General features: G+C 31.2%; 18 protein-coding genes. 11 read left to right on the forward strand and 7 right to left on the reverse strand.

Annotated features, from left to right (window positions below):
* Window positions 1–51 precede the first annotated feature (51 nt).
* The 3 genes from B3J44_RS11725 (at window position 52) to B3J44_RS11735 (ending at window position 3,951) form a co-directional block, all read left to right on the forward strand.
* A complete protein-coding gene (locus tag B3J44_RS11725) occupies window positions 52–1,773 on the forward strand; it encodes a sodium:solute symporter (RefSeq protein ID WP_286968604.1) in 1,722 nt (573 codons plus the stop codon).
* 37 nt (window positions 1,774–1,810) lie between these two features.
* Entirely contained in the window at window positions 1,811–3,124 is a 1,314-nt protein-coding gene (locus B3J44_RS11730; RefSeq protein ID WP_286968605.1) for a serine hydrolase domain-containing protein, read from the forward strand.
* Window positions 3,125–3,324: 200 nt separating this feature from the next.
* Window positions 3,325–3,951: an MCP four helix bundle domain-containing protein gene (locus B3J44_RS11735; RefSeq protein ID WP_286968606.1), complete on the forward strand. Its 627-nt coding sequence runs from the start codon at window positions 3,325–3,327 to the stop codon at window positions 3,949–3,951.
* Between the two features lie 194 nt (window positions 3,952–4,145).
* Here the strand turns inward: B3J44_RS11735 and B3J44_RS11740 are convergent, their stop codons facing one another.
* The 5 genes from B3J44_RS11740 to B3J44_RS11760 all read right to left on the reverse strand — a co-directional run bounded on the left by B3J44_RS11740 (window position 4,146) and on the right by B3J44_RS11760 (window position 8,034).
* On the reverse strand, window positions 4,146–4,988 hold the full coding sequence (locus B3J44_RS11740) for a DUF2911 domain-containing protein (RefSeq protein ID WP_286968607.1): 843 nt from the start codon (window positions 4,986–4,988) through the stop codon (window positions 4,146–4,148).
* A gap of 69 nt (window positions 4,989–5,057) precedes the next feature.
* Window positions 5,058–5,720, reverse strand: coding sequence for an HAD family hydrolase (locus B3J44_RS11745; RefSeq protein WP_286968608.1), 663 nt, complete (start codon window positions 5,718–5,720; stop codon window positions 5,058–5,060).
* 188 nt (window positions 5,721–5,908) lie between these two features.
* Window positions 5,909–6,622 (reverse strand): tRNA threonylcarbamoyladenosine dehydratase, encoded by a 714-nt coding sequence (locus tag B3J44_RS11750; RefSeq protein ID WP_198856182.1) that lies wholly within the window; start codon window positions 6,620–6,622, stop codon window positions 5,909–5,911.
* Between the two features lie 165 nt (window positions 6,623–6,787).
* Window positions 6,788–7,435, reverse strand: coding sequence for a TatD family hydrolase (locus B3J44_RS11755; RefSeq protein ID WP_286968609.1), 648 nt, complete (start codon window positions 7,433–7,435; stop codon window positions 6,788–6,790).
* Window positions 7,435–8,034 carry a DUF1684 domain-containing protein gene (locus B3J44_RS11760; RefSeq protein ID WP_198855568.1) on the reverse strand — a complete coding sequence of 200 codons (600 nt, stop codon included), beginning with the start codon at window positions 8,032–8,034 and terminating at the stop codon, window positions 7,435–7,437. Before B3J44_RS11760 ends, B3J44_RS11755 begins: the two co-directional genes overlap by 1 nt.
* A gap of 99 nt (window positions 8,035–8,133) precedes the next feature.
* Here B3J44_RS11760 and B3J44_RS11765 point away from each other — a divergent pair, with 99 nt between their 5' ends.
* The 7 genes from B3J44_RS11765 to B3J44_RS11795 all read left to right on the forward strand — a co-directional run bounded on the left by B3J44_RS11765 (window position 8,134) and on the right by B3J44_RS11795 (window position 14,939).
* On the forward strand, window positions 8,134–9,351 hold the full coding sequence (locus B3J44_RS11765; protein WP_286968610.1) for an MDR family MFS transporter: 1,218 nt from the start codon (window positions 8,134–8,136) through the stop codon (window positions 9,349–9,351).
* Between the two features lie 168 nt (window positions 9,352–9,519).
* Window positions 9,520–9,888, forward strand: coding sequence for a BlaI/MecI/CopY family transcriptional regulator (locus B3J44_RS11770; protein ID WP_095931146.1), 369 nt, complete (start codon window positions 9,520–9,522; stop codon window positions 9,886–9,888).
* Window positions 9,889–9,894: 6 nt separating this feature from the next.
* A complete protein-coding gene (locus tag B3J44_RS11775; protein WP_286968611.1) occupies window positions 9,895–11,514 on the forward strand; it encodes a M56 family metallopeptidase in 1,620 nt (539 codons plus the stop codon).
* Between the two features lie 30 nt (window positions 11,515–11,544).
* The gene (locus B3J44_RS11780) at window positions 11,545–11,913 is read left to right on the forward strand and encodes a BlaI/MecI/CopY family transcriptional regulator (RefSeq protein ID WP_278021604.1); all 369 of its coding nucleotides are present in this window, start codon (window positions 11,545–11,547) and stop codon (window positions 11,911–11,913) included.
* Between the two features lie 11 nt (window positions 11,914–11,924).
* Window positions 11,925–13,766: a M56 family metallopeptidase gene (locus B3J44_RS11785; protein ID WP_286968612.1), complete on the forward strand. Its 1,842-nt coding sequence runs from the start codon at window positions 11,925–11,927 to the stop codon at window positions 13,764–13,766.
* Between the two features lie 121 nt (window positions 13,767–13,887).
* Complete coding sequence (locus B3J44_RS11790) at window positions 13,888–14,031, forward strand: SsrA-binding protein (protein ID WP_111368963.1); 144 nt, start codon at window positions 13,888–13,890, stop codon at window positions 14,029–14,031.
* A gap of 62 nt (window positions 14,032–14,093) precedes the next feature.
* A complete protein-coding gene (locus B3J44_RS11795; protein WP_286968613.1) occupies window positions 14,094–14,939 on the forward strand; it encodes an EamA family transporter in 846 nt (281 codons plus the stop codon).
* Between the two features lie 63 nt (window positions 14,940–15,002).
* On the opposite strand, the gene B3J44_RS11800 is transcribed toward B3J44_RS11795, so the two are convergent.
* On the reverse strand, window positions 15,003–15,557 hold the full coding sequence (locus B3J44_RS11800; protein WP_198855560.1) for a fasciclin domain-containing protein: 555 nt from the start codon (window positions 15,555–15,557) through the stop codon (window positions 15,003–15,005).
* 205 nt (window positions 15,558–15,762) lie between these two features.
* Here B3J44_RS11800 and B3J44_RS11805 point away from each other — a divergent pair, with 205 nt between their 5' ends.
* The gene (locus B3J44_RS11805; protein ID WP_286968614.1) at window positions 15,763–16,290 is read left to right on the forward strand and encodes an ExbD/TolR family protein; all 528 of its coding nucleotides are present in this window, start codon (window positions 15,763–15,765) and stop codon (window positions 16,288–16,290) included.
* Window positions 16,291–16,383: 93 nt separating this feature from the next.
* Here B3J44_RS11805 and B3J44_RS11810 read toward each other — a convergent pair whose 3' ends face one another.
* Entirely contained in the window at window positions 16,384–18,984 is a 2,601-nt protein-coding gene (locus B3J44_RS11810) for a DUF7619 domain-containing protein (RefSeq protein ID WP_286968615.1), read from the reverse strand.
* Between the last annotated feature and the right edge of the window lie 104 nt (window positions 18,985–19,088).

The following is a 19,088-nucleotide window of genomic DNA, read 5'->3' on the forward strand; positions in this document are numbered from 1 at the left end:
GCAATTTATATTGCTATTTTTTTCTTAATCATGCAATTATACTCATAACCTATGCAGCTATTTGACTGGATCGTACTTATTGTAACATTATTATTTATTGTTGGATATGGCTCTTGGAAAACCCGAGGCAGTAAGAACGTAGAAGATTTCATTCTAGGAAATAATGAAACGCCTTGGTATACTGTAGGTCTTTCTGTAATGGCAACACAGGCAAGCGCAATTACGTTTTTATCTACACCTGGACAAGCCTACCATGACGGAATGGGTTTTGTACAATTCTACTTTGGTTTGCCAATTGCCATGATTGTTATTTGTTTGACTTTTATTCCATTATATCATAAAAGCAAAGTTTTTACCGCTTATGAATTTCTAGAAAAAAGATTTGATGTCAAAACACGTTCTCTTGCTGCAATCTTATTTTTAGTGCAAAGAGGTTTAGGAACTGGTTTAACCATTTATGCTCCAGCGATTATTTTATCGGCTCTTTTAGGTTGGAATTTAACTGTTATGAATATCATTATTGGAGTATTGGTAATTATTTATACTTTTTCTGGAGGAACAAAAGCAGTAAACGTTACGCAAAAACAGCAGATGTTTGTAATCATGTCTGGAATGTTTATCACATTTTTCTTGATTCTGCATTACTTGCCAAACGATATGACTTTTAATAGTGCGATGCATATTGCCGGTGCTAATGACAAAATGAATATCGTTGATTTCTCTTTTGACCCTGAAGAAAAATATACTTTTTGGAGCGGTATTACAGGAGGTTTCTTTCTAGCTCTCGCCTATTTTGGTACAGACCAATCGCAAGTGGGACGTTATTTATCTGGAAAATCAGTTCGCGAAAGCCAAATGGGATTAATTATGAACGGACTTCTGAAAGTTCCAATGCAATTCTTCATTCTCTTAACCGGAGTTATGGTTTTTGTATTTTTCCAATTCAACCCAGTTCCATTAAATTTTAATCCGAATAATAAAATAGCTATTGAGAAGTCTGCTTACAAGCAAGAATATCATGTTTTGGAAGAAAAGCTAGTTAAGCTTTCTGAAGATAAAAAAGTTATTAATTTATTATATATCGATCAGCTAAATCAAGATTATGATAATCCTATTTTGCGTAAAGAATTGGTTGCTTTATCAAACAAAGAAAAAGATCTTCGCGATAAAGCCAAAGAAATAATCTCAAGAGCCGATAGCAATTCAGAAACAAATGATAAAGATTATGTATTCTTTCATTTTATTCTGCACTATCTGCCAAAAGGCCTAATCGGATTGTTGCTGGCCGTTATTCTTTCAGCGGCAATGTCTTCTACAGCTTCTGGATTGACGGCTTTGGCTTCTACAACAGCGATTGATATTTATAAGCGAAATCAGAAAGAAGAAAAATCAGAGAAACACTATTTGAACGTTACTAAGTTTTTCACTCTTTTCTGGGGAGTTGTAGCAATACTTTTTGCCTGCGTTGGAACATTATTTGAAAATTTAATTCAGCTTGTAAATATTATTGGTTCCATATTTTACGGAACCGTTTTAGGAATATTTCTTGTAGCTTTTTATACTAAACGAGTTCAAGCAAAATCAATGTTTATTAGTGCGATTATAAGTCAGCTTACCATTTTTGTAATCTATTATTTTATGATTTACAGACAAGAAAAACTGGGGTATTTATGGCTAAATTTTATTGGAGCTATTTTAACGATTGTGTTGGCGCTTTTAATTCAGTTTTTATTTTTTAAAAAAGAAGAAATAAATAATAGTATCGAATATTAAAATAATCTATCTTTCAATTATAAATTGATAGAGAAAAATGAAAATTAAATTTTGCCTTGTTTTTGCTTTTGCAATTACACTATCCAATGTTCAATCGCAAAAACTTAATAATGCAAAACTTGATAGCCTATTCAAAGCTTTAAACGATAAAAACCTATTTATGGGAAGCATTTCCATTTCTAAAAATGGAAATCAGATTTATTCAAATTCTATTGGGAAGGCAGATATAGCTAACAACATATCTTTATCTGCGAATACTAAATTTCGTATTGGTTCTACAACCAAAATTTTCACTTCAGCTTTGGTATTAAAAGCTGTCGAATTAAAAAAAATCAGTCTTGACCAGACTATTAATTCGTTTTTTCCAACAATTGTAAATTCGCAAAAAATTACTATCCGCAATTTGCTAAATCACAGAAGTGGAATTCATGAACTTTTAGCAGCCGATGAATTTGCTAATGGATACACCAAAGCAAAGTCACAAGAAGAAATGATCTCTATTATAAGTAAATTTCCAAGTGATTTTGAACCTGATTCTAAAGCAGATTATAGCAATTCTAATTATTATCTGCTGACTTTAATTCTTGAAAAAACGTATAAAAAAACGTATTCAGAACTATTACAAGAACAAATAATAAAACCTTTAAAACTAAAAAACACCTACTTTGGTGGTAAAATTAATATTCAGAATAATGAGTGTTACTCTTACTATTACGCTGACAAATGGGAAAAAGATTCTGAAGGAGATATGACAGTTCCTTTAGGAGCAGGCGCAATTGTTTCAACTCCATCAGATTTGACTTTTTTTATTGAAAAGCTTTTTCAAGGAAAAATTATTAGTTCTGAGAGTTTAAAAATGATGACTCAGATTCAAGACAAATATGGAATGGGAATTTTTGCACTTCCTTTTTATGACAAAAATGGTTTTGTTCATCGTGGCCAAATAGATAGTTTTAGTTCGCTTCTATCCTATTTTCCAAATGACAAATTAGCTATTGCTATAGTTACAAACGGTGCAATATATGATAAGAAAAAGATTTTAATTGCTGCATTAAGCAACTATTTCAACAAACCTTATGCAATCAACTTTGAGGCTTATGAACCCGTTAAGGAAGATTTAGAAATGATAACTGGTATTTATAAAAGCCATAAAAATCAAGAAATTATTACTATTTCACTCAATAATAAAAGGTTATATGCAAATTTCAACAATCAGTCACTTTTTCTTCTTGAACCAACATCAAAAAATAAGTTTGAAAATATATGGGAAGGAAACAAGTTTGATTTTCAGCTTAAAAACGAGCTAATTTTTGAAGCAAATGGAAAACAAATTAAATTCTATAAGTTTTAAAAATAAATTCCTTTTCTTCTAAAAAAAATAATAACCTAGCCTGGATAGAAGCAACATCAGATAAACTGTAGGAAAAGCAAAAGATGTAGTGAACAGCATCCTGAAAACTTAGATTGCGATCGGATTTTCCATTATTCTAAGTAAAAAACACTATTTTAGTCTATCGCAAGAATGCTATTTTAACTCCTAAAATCGTCATCATGAGAGATTCAAAAAAATACAGCAACAAAACCAAAGCTGCTTTTATTCTATTAATCGTAATGCTGATTATTTTACTTGGAAATTTTAATACTTTACTAAATTCCAAAAACGTAAACGATAATATTAATGCGATTTATAAGGACCGATTGGTAGTAGCGCATTACATTTTTCAATATTCTAAAGAACTTCATTTTATAAAAGCTGAAGCCGAAAAATTGAACCTAAGTGATAACATTAAAAAAGATGAAATCATTCATACACTAAATATTATTCACACAATTGATGATTTGTACGCTAAAACGGTTTTAACCAATAAAGAAAAACAATATTTTGATGCCTTTTTACTTTCCTGTAAAGAAATAAACAAGCAGGTAGAAAGCAAAAATTGGGATAAAATAGCCAATTCTAGTACTGAAGCTTTAAAAACACTTGAATCTCTATCGCAAATTCAGATTGAAGAAGGAAAAGCAAAACTTGCCGCTGCAAATGCAATGTACAATAGAAATAATATACTTGGCCAGCTTCAGATCGCTTTGTTAATCATTCTTGGAGGAATTACTTTTTATCTTTTAATAAAGAAAATTAAAAAAACAGTAAAAATTCCTGAACCACCTAGTTTAAACTAGAATTATTTTACCGCAAAGAACGCAAAGGATTACGCAAAGTTCGCAAAGTTTATCTACTATAGCTTTGCGAACTTTGCGTTAAAGAACAAGCAAATCAAAAAATCTTGCGCTCTTTGCGGTAAAAAAAAAACAAAAAAAATCCAAAACTCGAAAGCTTTGGAATTTTTTAAATTTTATAAATGAGACTTAAAGTCTTATCTGCTCCATTCAGCGATACTATCTTTGTTCAATTTTACATAATCAGCGTTGTTTGCAGCTTCTGCAGATGCCAGAGAAGCTTTTGCTGTTTCAATTGCTCCTTTTTTATCACCTTGTTTTGCCTGAATCAACGATTTCAATCTTGAAACGTAATATGGCTTATCTGAGCTCATATCTAGAGCTTTATCTACATAAATTCTAGCCGTTTCAATATTTCCGTTTGATTGAAATAAATATTGAGAAGCATTGAAATAATCATTCCATGTTGGACCAGCTAAAGCTTTATCAATACTAGCTACAGCAATTTTAGCTGTTGGAACTTCAAACTTTAAAGCTACATGAGAGTTTTCCCAAGAAATATCCAAATATCCAAAATTAGGATCTAAACCGTTAATGCCAATTGTAAAAGTTTCAACGGGAGTTGGAAGCGCATCTTCTTTTACAGTAGTTTTTAAAGCTACATAAGCATCGCTCCAGTTTTCTGGTAATCCCCAGTTGTCTGTAGAAAGGTAAAAAATGATATCCCAACTTTCAATTCTTGGAACTGTGTAAATTGCATATTTTCCTTTCTTTAGCGTTTTTCCGTCGATTATTACATCATCGCTAAAGTTGATGATTGTATTTTCGTTAGCTCCAGTTCTCCATAATTTTCCAAAAGGAACTAGATTTCCGAACACAGCTCTTCCTCTTGCTCCAGGTCTTGAATAGGTAACTTCGACGTCGGTTAAACCAACAGTTTGTTTGATATATCCTTTTGGACTTGCTTGCGGCGTTTTTACTTGTGCTTCTGATGCTAATGGTCCTAAGATCAGGGCTAAAGCAATAAGTAGTTTCTTCATTATTTTAAGTTTTATTTTTATTCAAATTTACAAATTCAATCAGGGAACAAATGTTAAATTTTCTATAATTCAACCCTTTAGCTGTGATATTTTTTCAGCATTTAGTTCATTAAAATGTTCAATAACTAAATCAGCTTCAGACAAATCTTGAAGATGCGAATGCTCGCTGTTATATCCTATACAGTAAATTCCTGCGCCTTTTGCCGCTTTTATACCATTGGTACTGTCTTCAATAATGATGCATTCTTCTTTTGCCGCAACAGAAAGTGAAGCTGCATGAATAAAGATCGCCGGATTTGGTTTTGACTGAGGAAAATCTTCCCCACTTACAATATGTGTAAAATATTGATGTAAATTGAATCTTGTAAAAACACGATTAATTGTTACTTTTGAAGCCGAAGAAGCTAAAATTAACTGCATTCCGTTGTTATACAAATCTTTAATTAAATCTTCAACACCATCCAAAAGATACAAATCTTCCTTAGTATCAAAAGCATCATTAAAAATGGTTCTTTTTCTCTGAATTAAATCTTCCACCTCCTGCTCTACACTTGGAAAATAACTTTTTAAAGTTTGAAATGTGTTTCTAGTAGAAAATCCTGTAAATGTGGTATACATCTCTTCAGGAACTTCGATATTCAATTCTGAAAATTGTAAATAATAGGCATAACGATGAACAGGCTCTGTGTCAACAATTACGCCATCCATATCAAAAATTACTGTTTTAATCATTTTTTTTAAGTTTCTGAGATTCTGAGATACTAAGATTCTAAGGTTTCTCTCTTTTGTATTTAGCTTTGTCAAAGTTTAAAACTTTGACAAAGCTTGCTTTAAGTTCTATTTATAAGGTCTAAAAAATTAAGATTCACTCTATCAGCTAAAAAAAACTTAGCACCTTAGAATCTTAGCATCTTAGAACCTTATTTTTTAAGCAAATATCTAATCACTGTTTCTGCAGCGTGTAAACCAAATAATCCTGGCATATAGCTGTTTGTTCCGTAGAATGATTTTTTGAAGTTTTTCCCGTCTGTTAGTTTTAAGCTCTTATCGTCTTGAATTTCAGAAGAGAAAACTACTTTAAGTTTGTTAATTTTTACTTCTTTTAAACGCTTACGGATTGTTTTAGAAAAATAGCAATTTATAGTTTTTGAAATATCAGCTACTTTTACTTTAGAAGCCAACATTTTTCCGCCAGCCCCCATGCTGCTAATGATTTTTACTCTTTTGCGCTTTGCAGCAATAATTAGATTTAATTTTGGAGTAATGCTGTCAATACAGTCCAAAACATAATCAAATTCTGGAGAAACAATCTCAAAAGCGCGTTCTGGAGAAAGAAATTCTTGAACACGAGTTAGATTTAATTCTGGATTAATATCCATTAAACGATCACCTACAATTTTAATTTTTGGCTGACCAACTGTTGAATGCAAAGCTGGCAATTGACGATTGATATTAGTAATATCTACAACGTCTCCATCTACAATTGTCATATTTCCTACACCTGCCCTTGCTAAAAATTCTGCCGCAAAAGATCCAACACCACCTAATCCAACGACTAAGACATTAGATTTTTGTAAATTTTCTAATCCTTCTTTAGTAAACAAAAGCTCAGCTCTTTCTGTCCATTCTGCCATATATTCTTTTTTGTTGATTTTTATTTTTTGTTTCAAGTTTAATGTTTCTAGTTTTTCCCTGTTGTCAGGCTGAGCGAAGTCGAAGCCCTGTTCTAATTGGAATGCCCTTCGACTTCGCTCAGGGTGACAAACTTTGAACACAAAACTATTTACTTTTTATTCTTTTTATTGTTTAAATATCTTTCTATAATTACTTGAAATAACTTCTTCTAATTCTATCAAATTTAACTCTTTATACTCAGAAGCCAATTCGTATACTTGCTGAATCGATTCTTCAATAGTATCCGTTTCTAAGAAAAAACGATCGTTTGGAACGTTTTTAAAAACCGATTTCAAATCTGGATTCTTTAACAAATACTTTCCAAATGAAAGAAAAAAACCGGCAGCAATTAATTGTTCTGCCAATTGATTATTCTTTGAGAAACCATGAATAATCAATGGAACTGTCACTTTCCTTTTTTTCTTGATAGCCATTACTTCCTGATAAGCCGCAACACAATGAATAACAACTGGTTTTCTGTATTTTTCTGCTAATTCTAACTGTTTCTCAAAAACTGAAACTTGTAAATCAAAAGGAACCTCAATTCTTTTATCTAAACCACATTCGCCAATTGCCAAGCAATTTTGAGTTTGCAATTTTTCTTCTATAATTTTCAAATCTTCATCAATTCGACTTTCGTCAATATACCAAGGATGAATCCCAATAGAATAAAATGGAATTTCAGCATCAAAATCTTTTGGATACTGATTAACCAGTTCTAAGACATTAGATTGATTGGTAAATTGATGAGTATGAAAATTAAAATATTCCATTAATGAAAAGCTTTTACTCCTGCTTTAATTTCGATTTTTAAATCATTTTCCTGAGGTACAAGCGGACAAGAATACTTATAATTATAAGCGCAATACGGATTATAAGCTTGATTAAAATCGATTGCTATCGTATTTCCTTTTGGAACTTCTAAGTCGATATAACGACCGCCAATATAACTTTGTTTCCCGCTTGTTAAATCTGAAAAAGGTAAGAAAAGATGGTTTTTATATTGCTCCTGAACCAAAAGTTCTAAACTCTGATAAACTGCAAGCTGAAAAGCTTTTCCGTTTATTTTAAAGTTTAAAGTTCCGTATTTGATATATTTAGGAGTACGAGTTCCTGAAGTTTTCATTTCAAAAACTTTTCCGCCTTTTGCTTTTACTAAAGTAGCATTCACAAAATAAGTTTCAGAAATGGGAAAAAAATCTAAGCTTTTAAAAGTTTTTAAATCTTCAGCCATCAACGGACTTGTCTTAGGATCAGCATATTCTGCATTGATTTTCTTTTGGAATTTTTGAGCATCGGCTTTATTGAACTTTTTTTGGGCAAAGCCAAAATTAAATACCAACAATAAAGCTAGGGCGTTTATAGTTTTCATCTTAGAAATTTTCTGCAAAAATAGTTCAAAAGTAACAAAACAACAACCACTTAACGAGACAAAGTTTGCTAACTTTGTGACGATAATTTATCACATAAAATGCTTAAAACCGCACTAACTCATTACATTAACAACTTTCGAGGTTTCACCAGAGAAGTTTGGATCCTTGCCATCATCACTTTTATTAACCGCGCTGGAACAATGGTTCTTCCTTTTTTGTCTAAATATTTAAAGGAAGATCTTCATTTTACATACAATCAAGTCGGATGGATTATGGTTGCTTTTGGATTAGGATCAATGTTGGGTTCTTGGCTTGGAGGCAAATTATCAGACAAAATTGGTTTTTATAAAATCATGATTTTCAGTTTATTTACCAGTGGAGTCTCTCTATTTTTTGTGCAATTTATTACCACTTTCTGGTCACTTTGTGCTGCAATGTTTGTTCTTATGACAATTGCAGATATGTTTCGTCCTGCTATGTTTGTATCTCTTGGTGCTTATGCAAAACCAGAAAACCGTACTCGTGCACTTACACTTGTACGTCTTGCTGTAAATTTAGGTTTTGCCGCAGGACCAGCTCTTGGAGGTTTAATTATTATGGGAATGGGTTATTCTGGCCTTTTCTGGGTTGATGGAGCTTCTTGTATTGTTTCCATTTCCATTTTTGCTTTATTAGTAAAAGAAAAGAAAAAAGTTACCCACGATGATAAAGAAGAAAGCGCTGCAGATATAAAATCTGTTTTTCATGATAAAATTTTCTGGGTTTTCTTATTTGTAAGCTTCATTACAGCAATGATTTTCTTCCAGCTATTTACTACTCTACCTTTATATCATAATGAAAAGTTTGGTCTAAGCGAATTTCAAACAGGCTTATTAATGACTTTAAACGGATTATTGATTTTTACTCTCGAAATGCCAACTGTTGGATTTTTAGAACGAAAAGCTTTTCCAAAAATCAGAATTATTATTGTAGGGTCTTTTGTAATGGCTAGTAGTTTCTTTTTATTATTAATTAATTTCTGGGCAGGAATTTTAGTTGTAAGTATGGTGTGTATTTCTATTGGTGAAGTTCTTACTTTTCCATTTTCTAATGCTTTTGCTTTAAGTCGTGCACCTCGCGGGCAAGAAGGCAGATACATGGCACTATATACTATGAGTTTTAGTCTAGCGCATATTATTAGTTCTAAACTTGGATTTGAAATTATTACCCGATTTGGTTATCAAATCAATTGGCTTTTCATGGCATGTATTGGCGTTGTTGCAACTGGGTGCTGCATCTGGATTAAGAATGCTTTAGTCAACGAGAAGATTTCTTAAAAACAACTTTTAACTTTTTAAATCCTTATAATTCAATTTATTACCATTAAATTTGAATAGTCTTTCTGCGCTCAAAACCGAAAGCAAACTTAATTTTTAGTTAAATAACTATTTTTATAGTTGCGTAACTAGAAAAATAGTTGTACGTTTGAATTAAAATTAGAGAAGATGCAGAAGTTAACAAACAAAGAAGAAGAAATCATGATGATTTTATGGAAGCTCAAAAAAGCTTTTGTAAAAGAAATTCAGGCAGAAATTACCGAAGATCAGCCCCATTACAATACATTGTCGACAATTGTTCGCAATCTGGAAGAAAAAGGATATGTTGGACATAACGCTTTTGGAAATACACATCAATACTTTCCAATTGTAGCAATTGAAGATTACAGAAAAGGATTTATGAAGACCGCAATCGATAATTACTTTAATAGTTCTTACAAAAGCATGGTTTCCTTTTTTGCCAAAGAAGAAAAAATTTCGGCAGATGAATTACGTGAGATTTTATCAATGATTGAAAATAAAAACGAAAAAAAATAATCGGTTATGGAAGCAGTTTTCATTTACATCGCAAAATCAAGCAGTTTAATGCTTATGTTTTATTGCGCTTATTACTTTTTACTTCGCAAAGAAACATTTTTTAACAGCAACAGATGGTTTCTGTTATCTGGTTTGATTGTCTCAATAATTTTACCATTACTGACTTACACGAAAGTAATTTGGATTGATGCTGCTCCCGATTTAAACACAAATATTCAATCAACATTATTAAGCGTTACTCAAAATGAATCTGCAGAATTTAATTGGAATTATATTATTCTAGGATTATACGGTATTGGTTTTCTAATCTTTACAATAAAACTAGCAATTGACTTTTATAGTTTGAATGCTATTATAAAAGGAAAAAAAATCAAACAGCAAGCCGATTTTAAATTTGTAGATATAAACGAAAATATCGCGCCTTTCTCCTATTTCGAATATATTGTGTACAACTCATCACTGTACACTGCTTCAGAATTAGAAAGTATTTTGGAACATGAAAAAGTTCATAGCGATCAAAATCATACTCTTGATGTATTGATTTCTAGAATATTCAGCATTATTTTCTGGTTCAATCCGATTGTATGGCTTTACAAAAAAGCAATAAGCCAAAACTTAGAATTTATTGCTGATAGTGAAGCTTCTAAAAAACTTACAGACAAAAAAGCGTACCAGTACACTCTTTTAAAAATAACAACGCACGAAAATTGTGTTGCAATCACCAATCATTTTTATCAATCATTAATCAAAAAACGAATAGTCATGTTAAACAAAAATCAATCAAAAAAGAGGAATTCATGGAAGTATTATACCGTAATTCCTGCCTTGGCTGCTTTTGTACTTTTATTTCAGGTAGAAGTAGTTGCAAAAGAAAGACAGCAAAATTTAGAAATAGTTTCGAACGAAATTAAATCTGTGAATATTTTCAAAATCACAAAAAAAACAACCGACACCGAGTTTAAAGATCTAAAAAAGGATTTAAAATCAACTTACAACATTGATTTAGAAGTTTCTGACATCAAAAGAAACTCAGAAAATCAATTAACATCTCTTAAAGTTGATGTAGTCTATGGAACACAAAAATCTCAATCTATACAAAGTGGAGATGAAGCCATCAAAGATTTTGGAATCCTTGTAATTTTAAATAAAAACGGCACTATAAAAGCTGGTATAAAAACTTTTGAAGAAAAAACCGCTACAAGCAAGAAAGTAAGCGTAAATGACAAAAAAAATAAAGCTTCTAAAACTGCGGTAACCAAAAATTTAACTTCTAATTCAGAAACCAATGTTAACACTAATTCTAATACTAGCACAAAAAATAGTAGCAATACTAACTCATCTACTAGTAGCACTACTGTAATTGTTGACAAAGACAATAATACTAAAGTGATAACAACAACTGATGCAGGTACAACTGTTGCTGTTTCAAATGCTGCAAAAACTAATGTAAAAACAAGTTCGCCACTTATAATTCTAGACGGAATAGATATGTCTTCTGATTTTGATATGAATAGTCTTCCGCCTAGCAGCATTAAATCGGTAAAGGTTTATAGAAGTCTTGATGCTGTAGCTCTTTTTGGCGAAAAAGGTGAAAATGGCATAGTCGAAATTAAAACTAAGAAATAAAGACGTTTTAATCTTTTAAATAATTACGAAATGCAAAAACTGACCAATAAAGAAGAAGAAATCATGCATATCTTATGGAAGCTTAAAAAAGCTTTTGTGAAAGAGATTCAAGCAGAGATTTTAGAAGATCAGCCCCATTATAACACTTTATCTACCATTGTTCGCAATCTGGAAGAAAAGGGTTATGTTGCACACAATGCTTTCGGAAATACACATCAGTATTATCCAGCAGTAAGCATAGAAGATTATAGAAAGGGTTTCATGAGCACTGCAATAGATAATTATTTTAATAGCTCATACAAAAGCATGGTTTCTTTTTTTGCTAAAGAAGAAAAAATTTCAGCAGATGAATTACGTGAAATCTTAAACATGATCGAAAATCCAACAGAAGGCAAATAATAAAAATAGTTATGGAAGCACTTTTCATTTTTATACTAAAATCAAGCGGGTTATTAGCAATGTTTTATTTTGCTTACATTTTTTTACTTCGCAAAGAAACTTTCTTCAACAGTAGCCGCTGGTTTTTAATTGCTGGATTAATTACTTCTGTAATATTGCCTTTTGTAGTATACACAAAAGTAATTTGGGTTGAAGCACCACCTGCGCCAACACCAGATCCAATAATCACAACTACGACAACGGATGTAAAAAACATTCCGGTTTCTAATAGTAACGTAGCCGCATACCAAGCTCACTACTCGCCTACAAATGTATCTGTTATTGAAGAAGAAAATTTTGAAATTAACTGGAGTTTGGTTTTGGCAGTAGTTTACGGAATGGGTTTTCTAGCTTTTATGATCAAATTTGCGCTTGACTTTTACAGTCTGAATTCTGTTCTAAAAGGAAAAAAAATTGAACAGCAGGAAGATTTTAAATTTATAGATGTAAATGAAAATATAGCTCCTTTCTCTTATTTTGATTACATAGTATATAACTCATCACTATATACTACAGCAGAATTAGAAAGCATTTTAGAACATGAAAAAGTGCATAGCGATCAAAAGCACACTATAGACGTTTTGATTTCGAGAATCTTTTGCATACTATTTTGGTTTAACCCAATTATATGGCTTTATAAAAAAGCCATCTTACAAAACCTTGAATTCATTGCAGACAGTGAGGCTTCTAAAAAAATTGCCGACAAAAAAGCGTATCAATACACGCTATTAAAAATAACAACGCACGAAACTTGCGTTGCAATCACCAATCATTTTTATCAATCATTAATCAAAAAACGAATTGTCATGTTAAACAAAAATCAATCAAACAAAAGAAATTACTGGAAGTATTCGGCAGTAATTCCGGCTCTTGGTGCGTTTGTTCTTTTATTTCAAATAAAGACCATTGCACAAGAAAAAAAACAAACCGAAACCCCGACAATCCAAAGAGACACAGTAAAAGATGCTGAAGAAACAATCAAAATCACTAAAAATACTACTGACAAAGAATTAAATGAATTGCCTGGAAAATTAAAGTCAAACCATAATCTTGACGTCGAAATTTCGGATGTAAAAAGAAATACAAAAGAAGAATTGACTGCAATTCAAATCAAAGTAAAATCAGATTCTGGCAAAAAACAAACTATCAAAATCGATGGAGAAGACGCTATTAAAGACTGTGAACTAGCTATTGGAACAGACGAGAATGGAGCAAAATCTATCAATATTAATACTGATAGAAATCTTAGAATGCCAATAATAATCAGAAACGAAAGAGTTGTGGTTCGCAATCATGCAGATTCTGATGTTGTGGCACCAGTACCTCCAACTCCACCAACATTTCCTGGCGGACCAATTCCTCCTGCTCCACCAATTGATATGTCAAAAATGCCAAAACCTCCAGTTGCTCCTAAAAACCCAACAGACAAAGTAGCAATGGCTAAATTTGAAAAAGACATGGAAGCTTTCGGAAAACAAATGGAAGCATTTGAGCCACAATTGAAAGCTTATGAAAAACAAATTGAAGCTATCATGTCACAACGAGCAGAGGTGTACGAAAAAGAAATGGCGAAATACGAAATAGCAATGGAAAAATTCAATGCTAACATGGAAAAATTCAGCTATGACTTTAAGTTTGATTTTGGAGATGACTCTAAAGACTACGAAAGCAACATGAAGCAATATGAGCAAGACATGAAACAGTATGAGCTTGATATGAAACAACATGCAAAAGATATGAAGCAACATGCTAAGGACATGAAACAACATGCAAAAGACATGAAGGAAATGGAAAAGCAAAATAAAAAAGCTTAATCTAGATGAGGCGATGAAAATCTGATTCTCAAAATTTAAATACTTTTACATTTTACTACCCAAAAGACTTTGTTTCAATCACAAAGTCTTTTTTTTTTATCTTTACCAAAACAAATCTACTATGTATAAATTATTAGCTAAACTAAATAAACTACTTTTGCCGAGCTTTACCAAACAAGGTCTAGATATTTCTAAGGCTAAGAAATGGCAAATGGCTATTATTGGTTATCGCGCCTATGTTACAAAAAAAGCATTGGGCAATTAATTTAGAATACATTTTATTTATCCGACAGAAATATACTCATTTATAATTCTGTCCTATTTTTTATGAAAAACAGAGAAATCAGCCTTCCTCCTGTTCCAGCAGTACTATTAGCTATTATTAGTGTGCAATGTGGGGCTGCAATTGCCAAGACACTATTTCCAACAATCGGCGCAGCTGGCACAGCATCTATGCGTATTGGTATTTCAGCATTAATTTTATTATTTGCTTATAGACCAAAACTAAAAGCAATAACACTGCAACAGTGGAAAATTGTAATTCCGTATGGTTTATCTTTAGGAGCCATGAATTTAATTTTTTATATCGCAATAGAAAAGATTCCAATTGGTTTAGCCGTGACTTTAGAATTTGTTGGTCCGTTATTGCTTGCTATAACAGGCTCAAAACGTTTAGTTGATTATTGCTGGGTTATGCTGGCAGCAATTGGCATCTTACTTATCGCTCCTTGGACAAACGATCGATTAGATCCTATTGGGATTATATGTGCGCTTTTGGCTGGGGCGTTCTGGAGTGCATATATTGTTTTGGGAGGAAAAATTTCGAAAATAATGAATGACGGTTACGCCGTTTCAACAGGAATGTTATTTGCGGCACTTTTAGTCTTGCCATTTGGCTTTCTAGAAAGCGGATTAGATAATCTTACGCCAAAACTATTCGGAATGGGTGTTGCACTTGCTCTTTTATCTAGTGCAATTCCATTCACTTTAGAAATGAAAGCTTTAGGAAAACTTCCTCCTCGTACTTTTAGTATTTTAATGAGCTTAGAGCCAGCAGCTGCTTCTATTTGCGCATTTATATTTCTTCATGAAAATTTAAGTTTTCACGAAATTATTGCTGTAGTTTGTGTTGTAGTAGCCTCTGCAGGAGCAACATTAACGGCTAAAAAATAAAAAAAGCCCCGTAATAATTACAGGGCCATTTCATTGTAGGAAATCTAATTCTGGAGATTTTTATTAATTTTTAGGTAATAAAACTGCATCAACTACGTGAATTACACCATTTGATTGATTCACATCTGCAATTGTTACTTTAGCTTTATTACCGTTTTCGTCAGTAATATATAAATCTTTACCTTTCATCCATGCAGTAAGAGTTCCACCGCTAACTGTTTTAATCGTTGCTTTACCTTTTCCGTCTTTTATTGCTTTTGCGATATCAGCAGAACTCCATTTTCCAGAAGCAACGTGATAGGTTAAGATTGTTTGTAATTTCTTTTTATTTTCTGGTTTTAATAAAGTTTCAACTGTTCCTTTTGGCAATTTATCAAAAGCTTCGTTTGTTGGAGCAAAAACTGTAAATGGTCCTTTTCCTTCTAAAGTTGTAACTAAATCGGCAGCTTTTACTGCGGCTACTAATGTTGTGTGATCTTTTGAATTAACGGCATTTTCAATTATATTTTTATTTGGGTACATTGCTGCACCGCCAACCATAACTGATTTTTGTGCAAAAGATGTAAATCCGAATGCTAAAGCTAAAACTGCAGTGGCTAAAAATTTTCTAGTTTTCATAATTATTAATTTTTAAGTTATAATGTCATTTACGGCTAATAATTCCTTTTGGTTTTAAGAAAAATTAAAATAATTAAAAAGAATATTAAAAAATTCTCATTTCACACTGATTAACAAGCCTTTAATGCTATATTTTTCTTTTTTTTTAACCTGATGTTTTTGGCATTCTTTTTCTTTTTAAATTTAAATTCAAAACCAATTGATCATGAAAAACCTACCTCAAAAAGTCAGAAGTAAAAAGCTAAGTTCAAGAGTTGATTTAACTGCAATGGTTAGTGTCTCTTTTTTGCTAATTATATTTTTTATGGTCACAATAGAATTGCGAAAAAACAAAGCTATGCATTTAAGTCTGCCAGATTATGACGCACATACATGTGGCTGGACAGGTGGCTGTGGAGAAAACCGATCTTATACAATTTTACTAGGAGATGATGACAAATTAGTGTCTTATATGGGATTGCTAGAAGTACCAAAAATTGCCCCAAAAAAATTTGGATACGGAAAGGACGGAATAAGACAAGAGCTTTTAAAACAAAATAAAAACATGCTTAATTATTCTGCTCAATTAGGAAGACCAGGACAAGGAATGGTTGTTATTATTAAGCCTAGCAAAAAAAGTAATTTTAAGAATTTAGTTGATATTTTAGATGAAATGGCAATTGCAGATATAAGTTCATATGTAATTGTAAATGATTTTACACCACAAGAATCTAAATTATTAGCTTTGAAATAAAAGAATCATTTTAAGGTTCTCACCTCGGTCAGGCTAAAAAAACTTGAAACTTGAAACAAATAAAAAGTCCCACATTACTGTGGGACTTTTTATTTAAATCTTAATGAATTTTGAACTAGAATTTCCTTTATCTGATTTTACTTTTATAAAATAATTGCCTGTTTTTAATTTAGAGATATCAATATTCGAAGTAGTTTTTGCATTTGGAATTGCAATTACCAATTGTCCTAAAATATCGTAAATTTCAAACGATTGTATCTCGATATTCTGGTGCTGCGAAATATTTAAAAACTGACTTGCCGGATTTGGATATAAACTTACATATCTAGAAAAATTGAAATCCTCACTTGATAACGTAGAATTAAATGTAGAAATAGCCTTATTAGTTAAAATAGGGAAATTATAATCAAAATAAATATTTGCATCATTTGTAAACGAATCTCCGACTTTTAATGTTGGTTTTGTCTTTATTTTAAAAGCGATATAACCGTCATTATTTTCGTCATCAAAAGGAAGATTAATTCCTTCAAAAATAAATTCTACCTTGTTTTCTTCTGAGATTTTAGTAATGAAAGAATGACTTGAACTCGTCGGAATTAAAGTTGATATATCAAATTTATTTGAATCAATCATGTCTTTCACTACAATATTTTGAGCCGCATATGTTCCTGTATTTTCAAAACGAATCATGTAGTGCACATATTCTCCTATTAGTTTTGAGGTAATTACAGAACCTTCTAAACAAGTTTTATCATTTGGATCATAAGAACCAACAACTGTTTGATTTAATGTAAATACATTATCTGTTGGCGTTTCATCATTTTCCTGCAATAAGACAGCAGCTGTAAATTTTAAAATATCTCCATTATTTACAGCAGGAGATTCTGTTGGTGAATTTATTCTAACCGTTAACATAATTTCCTTAGATTCAAATGGTTTTAGATTCAAAAATTCCCACAATAGAACGTTTGTGGTTTGAGAAGATGCAGACGGTTTTACTGAAATCACATCTAAAACAGAATCGTCAAAAGTTAAATTTACGGTTCCAGATTGAATTGTATTTCCTTTGTTTTTATATATAACTTTATATGTAGCATTAAATCCTGGTCTTGCAGCATTGATTTGTAAAATGACTACTTCTAAATCAGAATGTGTTCCGTTTGGCGTAATACAAAAATTTTGATTTAATGGACTTGCCTGTAATGGAAAATCAATATTTACAACAGATGGTGAAATAGAAAAGTATGTAGGGTTTTCTAAAACAGGAGTTATAACATGTGACCCTGCTGGTAAAGAAATCGAATAATTATTTCCATTGGCAACAAAACCAGAACTGTTAGTTCCATCAGATAGATTAAACTTTAAATTTGGCAAACTTAAATCTTGACTATCACAACCGTTATTATCTTCATCTACTCTATTATCTCCTTGAATAGTATAATATTCTCCCACCGGATTAAAAGAGCAATATGCATTAACATTGCAATTAGTATAACCATAATTATCTAGAAGATCTTGAACTTGCGACAATTGGCTTTCATCTGCACAAATATACTTTAGGTCAGGATTTTTTGAAAAATTTAGCTCTGTTTCATTACTGCCATTTTTAATAAATAATGTATTAAGTTGGTTCTGATCGCATCTTAAGCGCTTTATTTTTTTTAAATCACTTAATTCTAAAGTTTTAAGTTGATTAAGATAACATTCAAAAATTGTAATATTAGTTAATCCTTTTAAATCTAAAGATGTAAATTGATTTGCAGCGCATCTTAAATCAACAAGTTTTGTTAAAGCATTTAGATCTAATTGTTGCAATTGATTTACACCGCACCAAAGAGATTCTAAATTTATTAAATTATTCAAACTTAAAGTTGACAATTGATTAGACTGACAATTTAGATTTTTAAGATTATTTATTCCATTCAATTTTAACTCAAAAATTTCATTGAAACTGCAATCTAATGTTGTAAGGTTTGATAAATTGCTGGCATCTAATTTAAATAGTTTATTATAACTGCATGCCAGGCCTTTAAGATTCTTTAATTGGGCTAAATTTAGTGATGTTAATAAATTACCACCGCATTCTAAAACTTCAAGATTAGTTAAAGCGCCAATATTTAATGTTGCTAATTTATTAACTTGACAATATAATTTTTTTAAACTTGTCAATCCTTCAATCTCTAACGATGTCAAAGCATTATTTGAGGCCCACATTTCGGTTAGATTTACAGCTCCATTTACACTTAATGTTGCAAGTTTAGGATTACCTGTGCATTCCAAAAAATCTAAGTTTGTGAGACCTTCAATTCGTAATGTAGCTAAATTTGGTAGATCTGTAATTTTAAAATACCTTTTTGATTGAATAGAAGAATAATTTAAATAAACCAGTTTTTTTAAAACATTAAAATCAATATCCCTATTTATTGGGTTATTACTGCAATTCAAATACTCGAGATTGACAAAATTTTCTAATCCTTCAAAAGAACTAATGTTTGAATTGCTTAAATCTAAAAAATTTAGACTTAAGGCTTCACTAACCTCTATTTGAAAATTAGAATTTGTATCCACATTAAGTGCTATTAATTTCATTTTAAAATTAATATCTGGAATATTGATAATTTGGGCATTGCCTAAATTAGAGAAGCAAAATAATAAAAGTAAAAAGTAGAGTTTTTTCATATGTGGTATTTTCATACAAAAATAACTTTTTAAGATAATAACACAACTTTATTTGTTAAAATATCTTAAAATTTAGAAAAAGGAATAAAAAAAAGTCCCACATTGCTGTGGGACTTTCT

It is taken from the genome of Flavobacterium sp. UBA4854 (assembly GCF_002399805.1).
GTDB lineage: Bacteria > Bacteroidota > Bacteroidia > Flavobacteriales > Flavobacteriaceae > Flavobacterium > Flavobacterium ginsengisoli.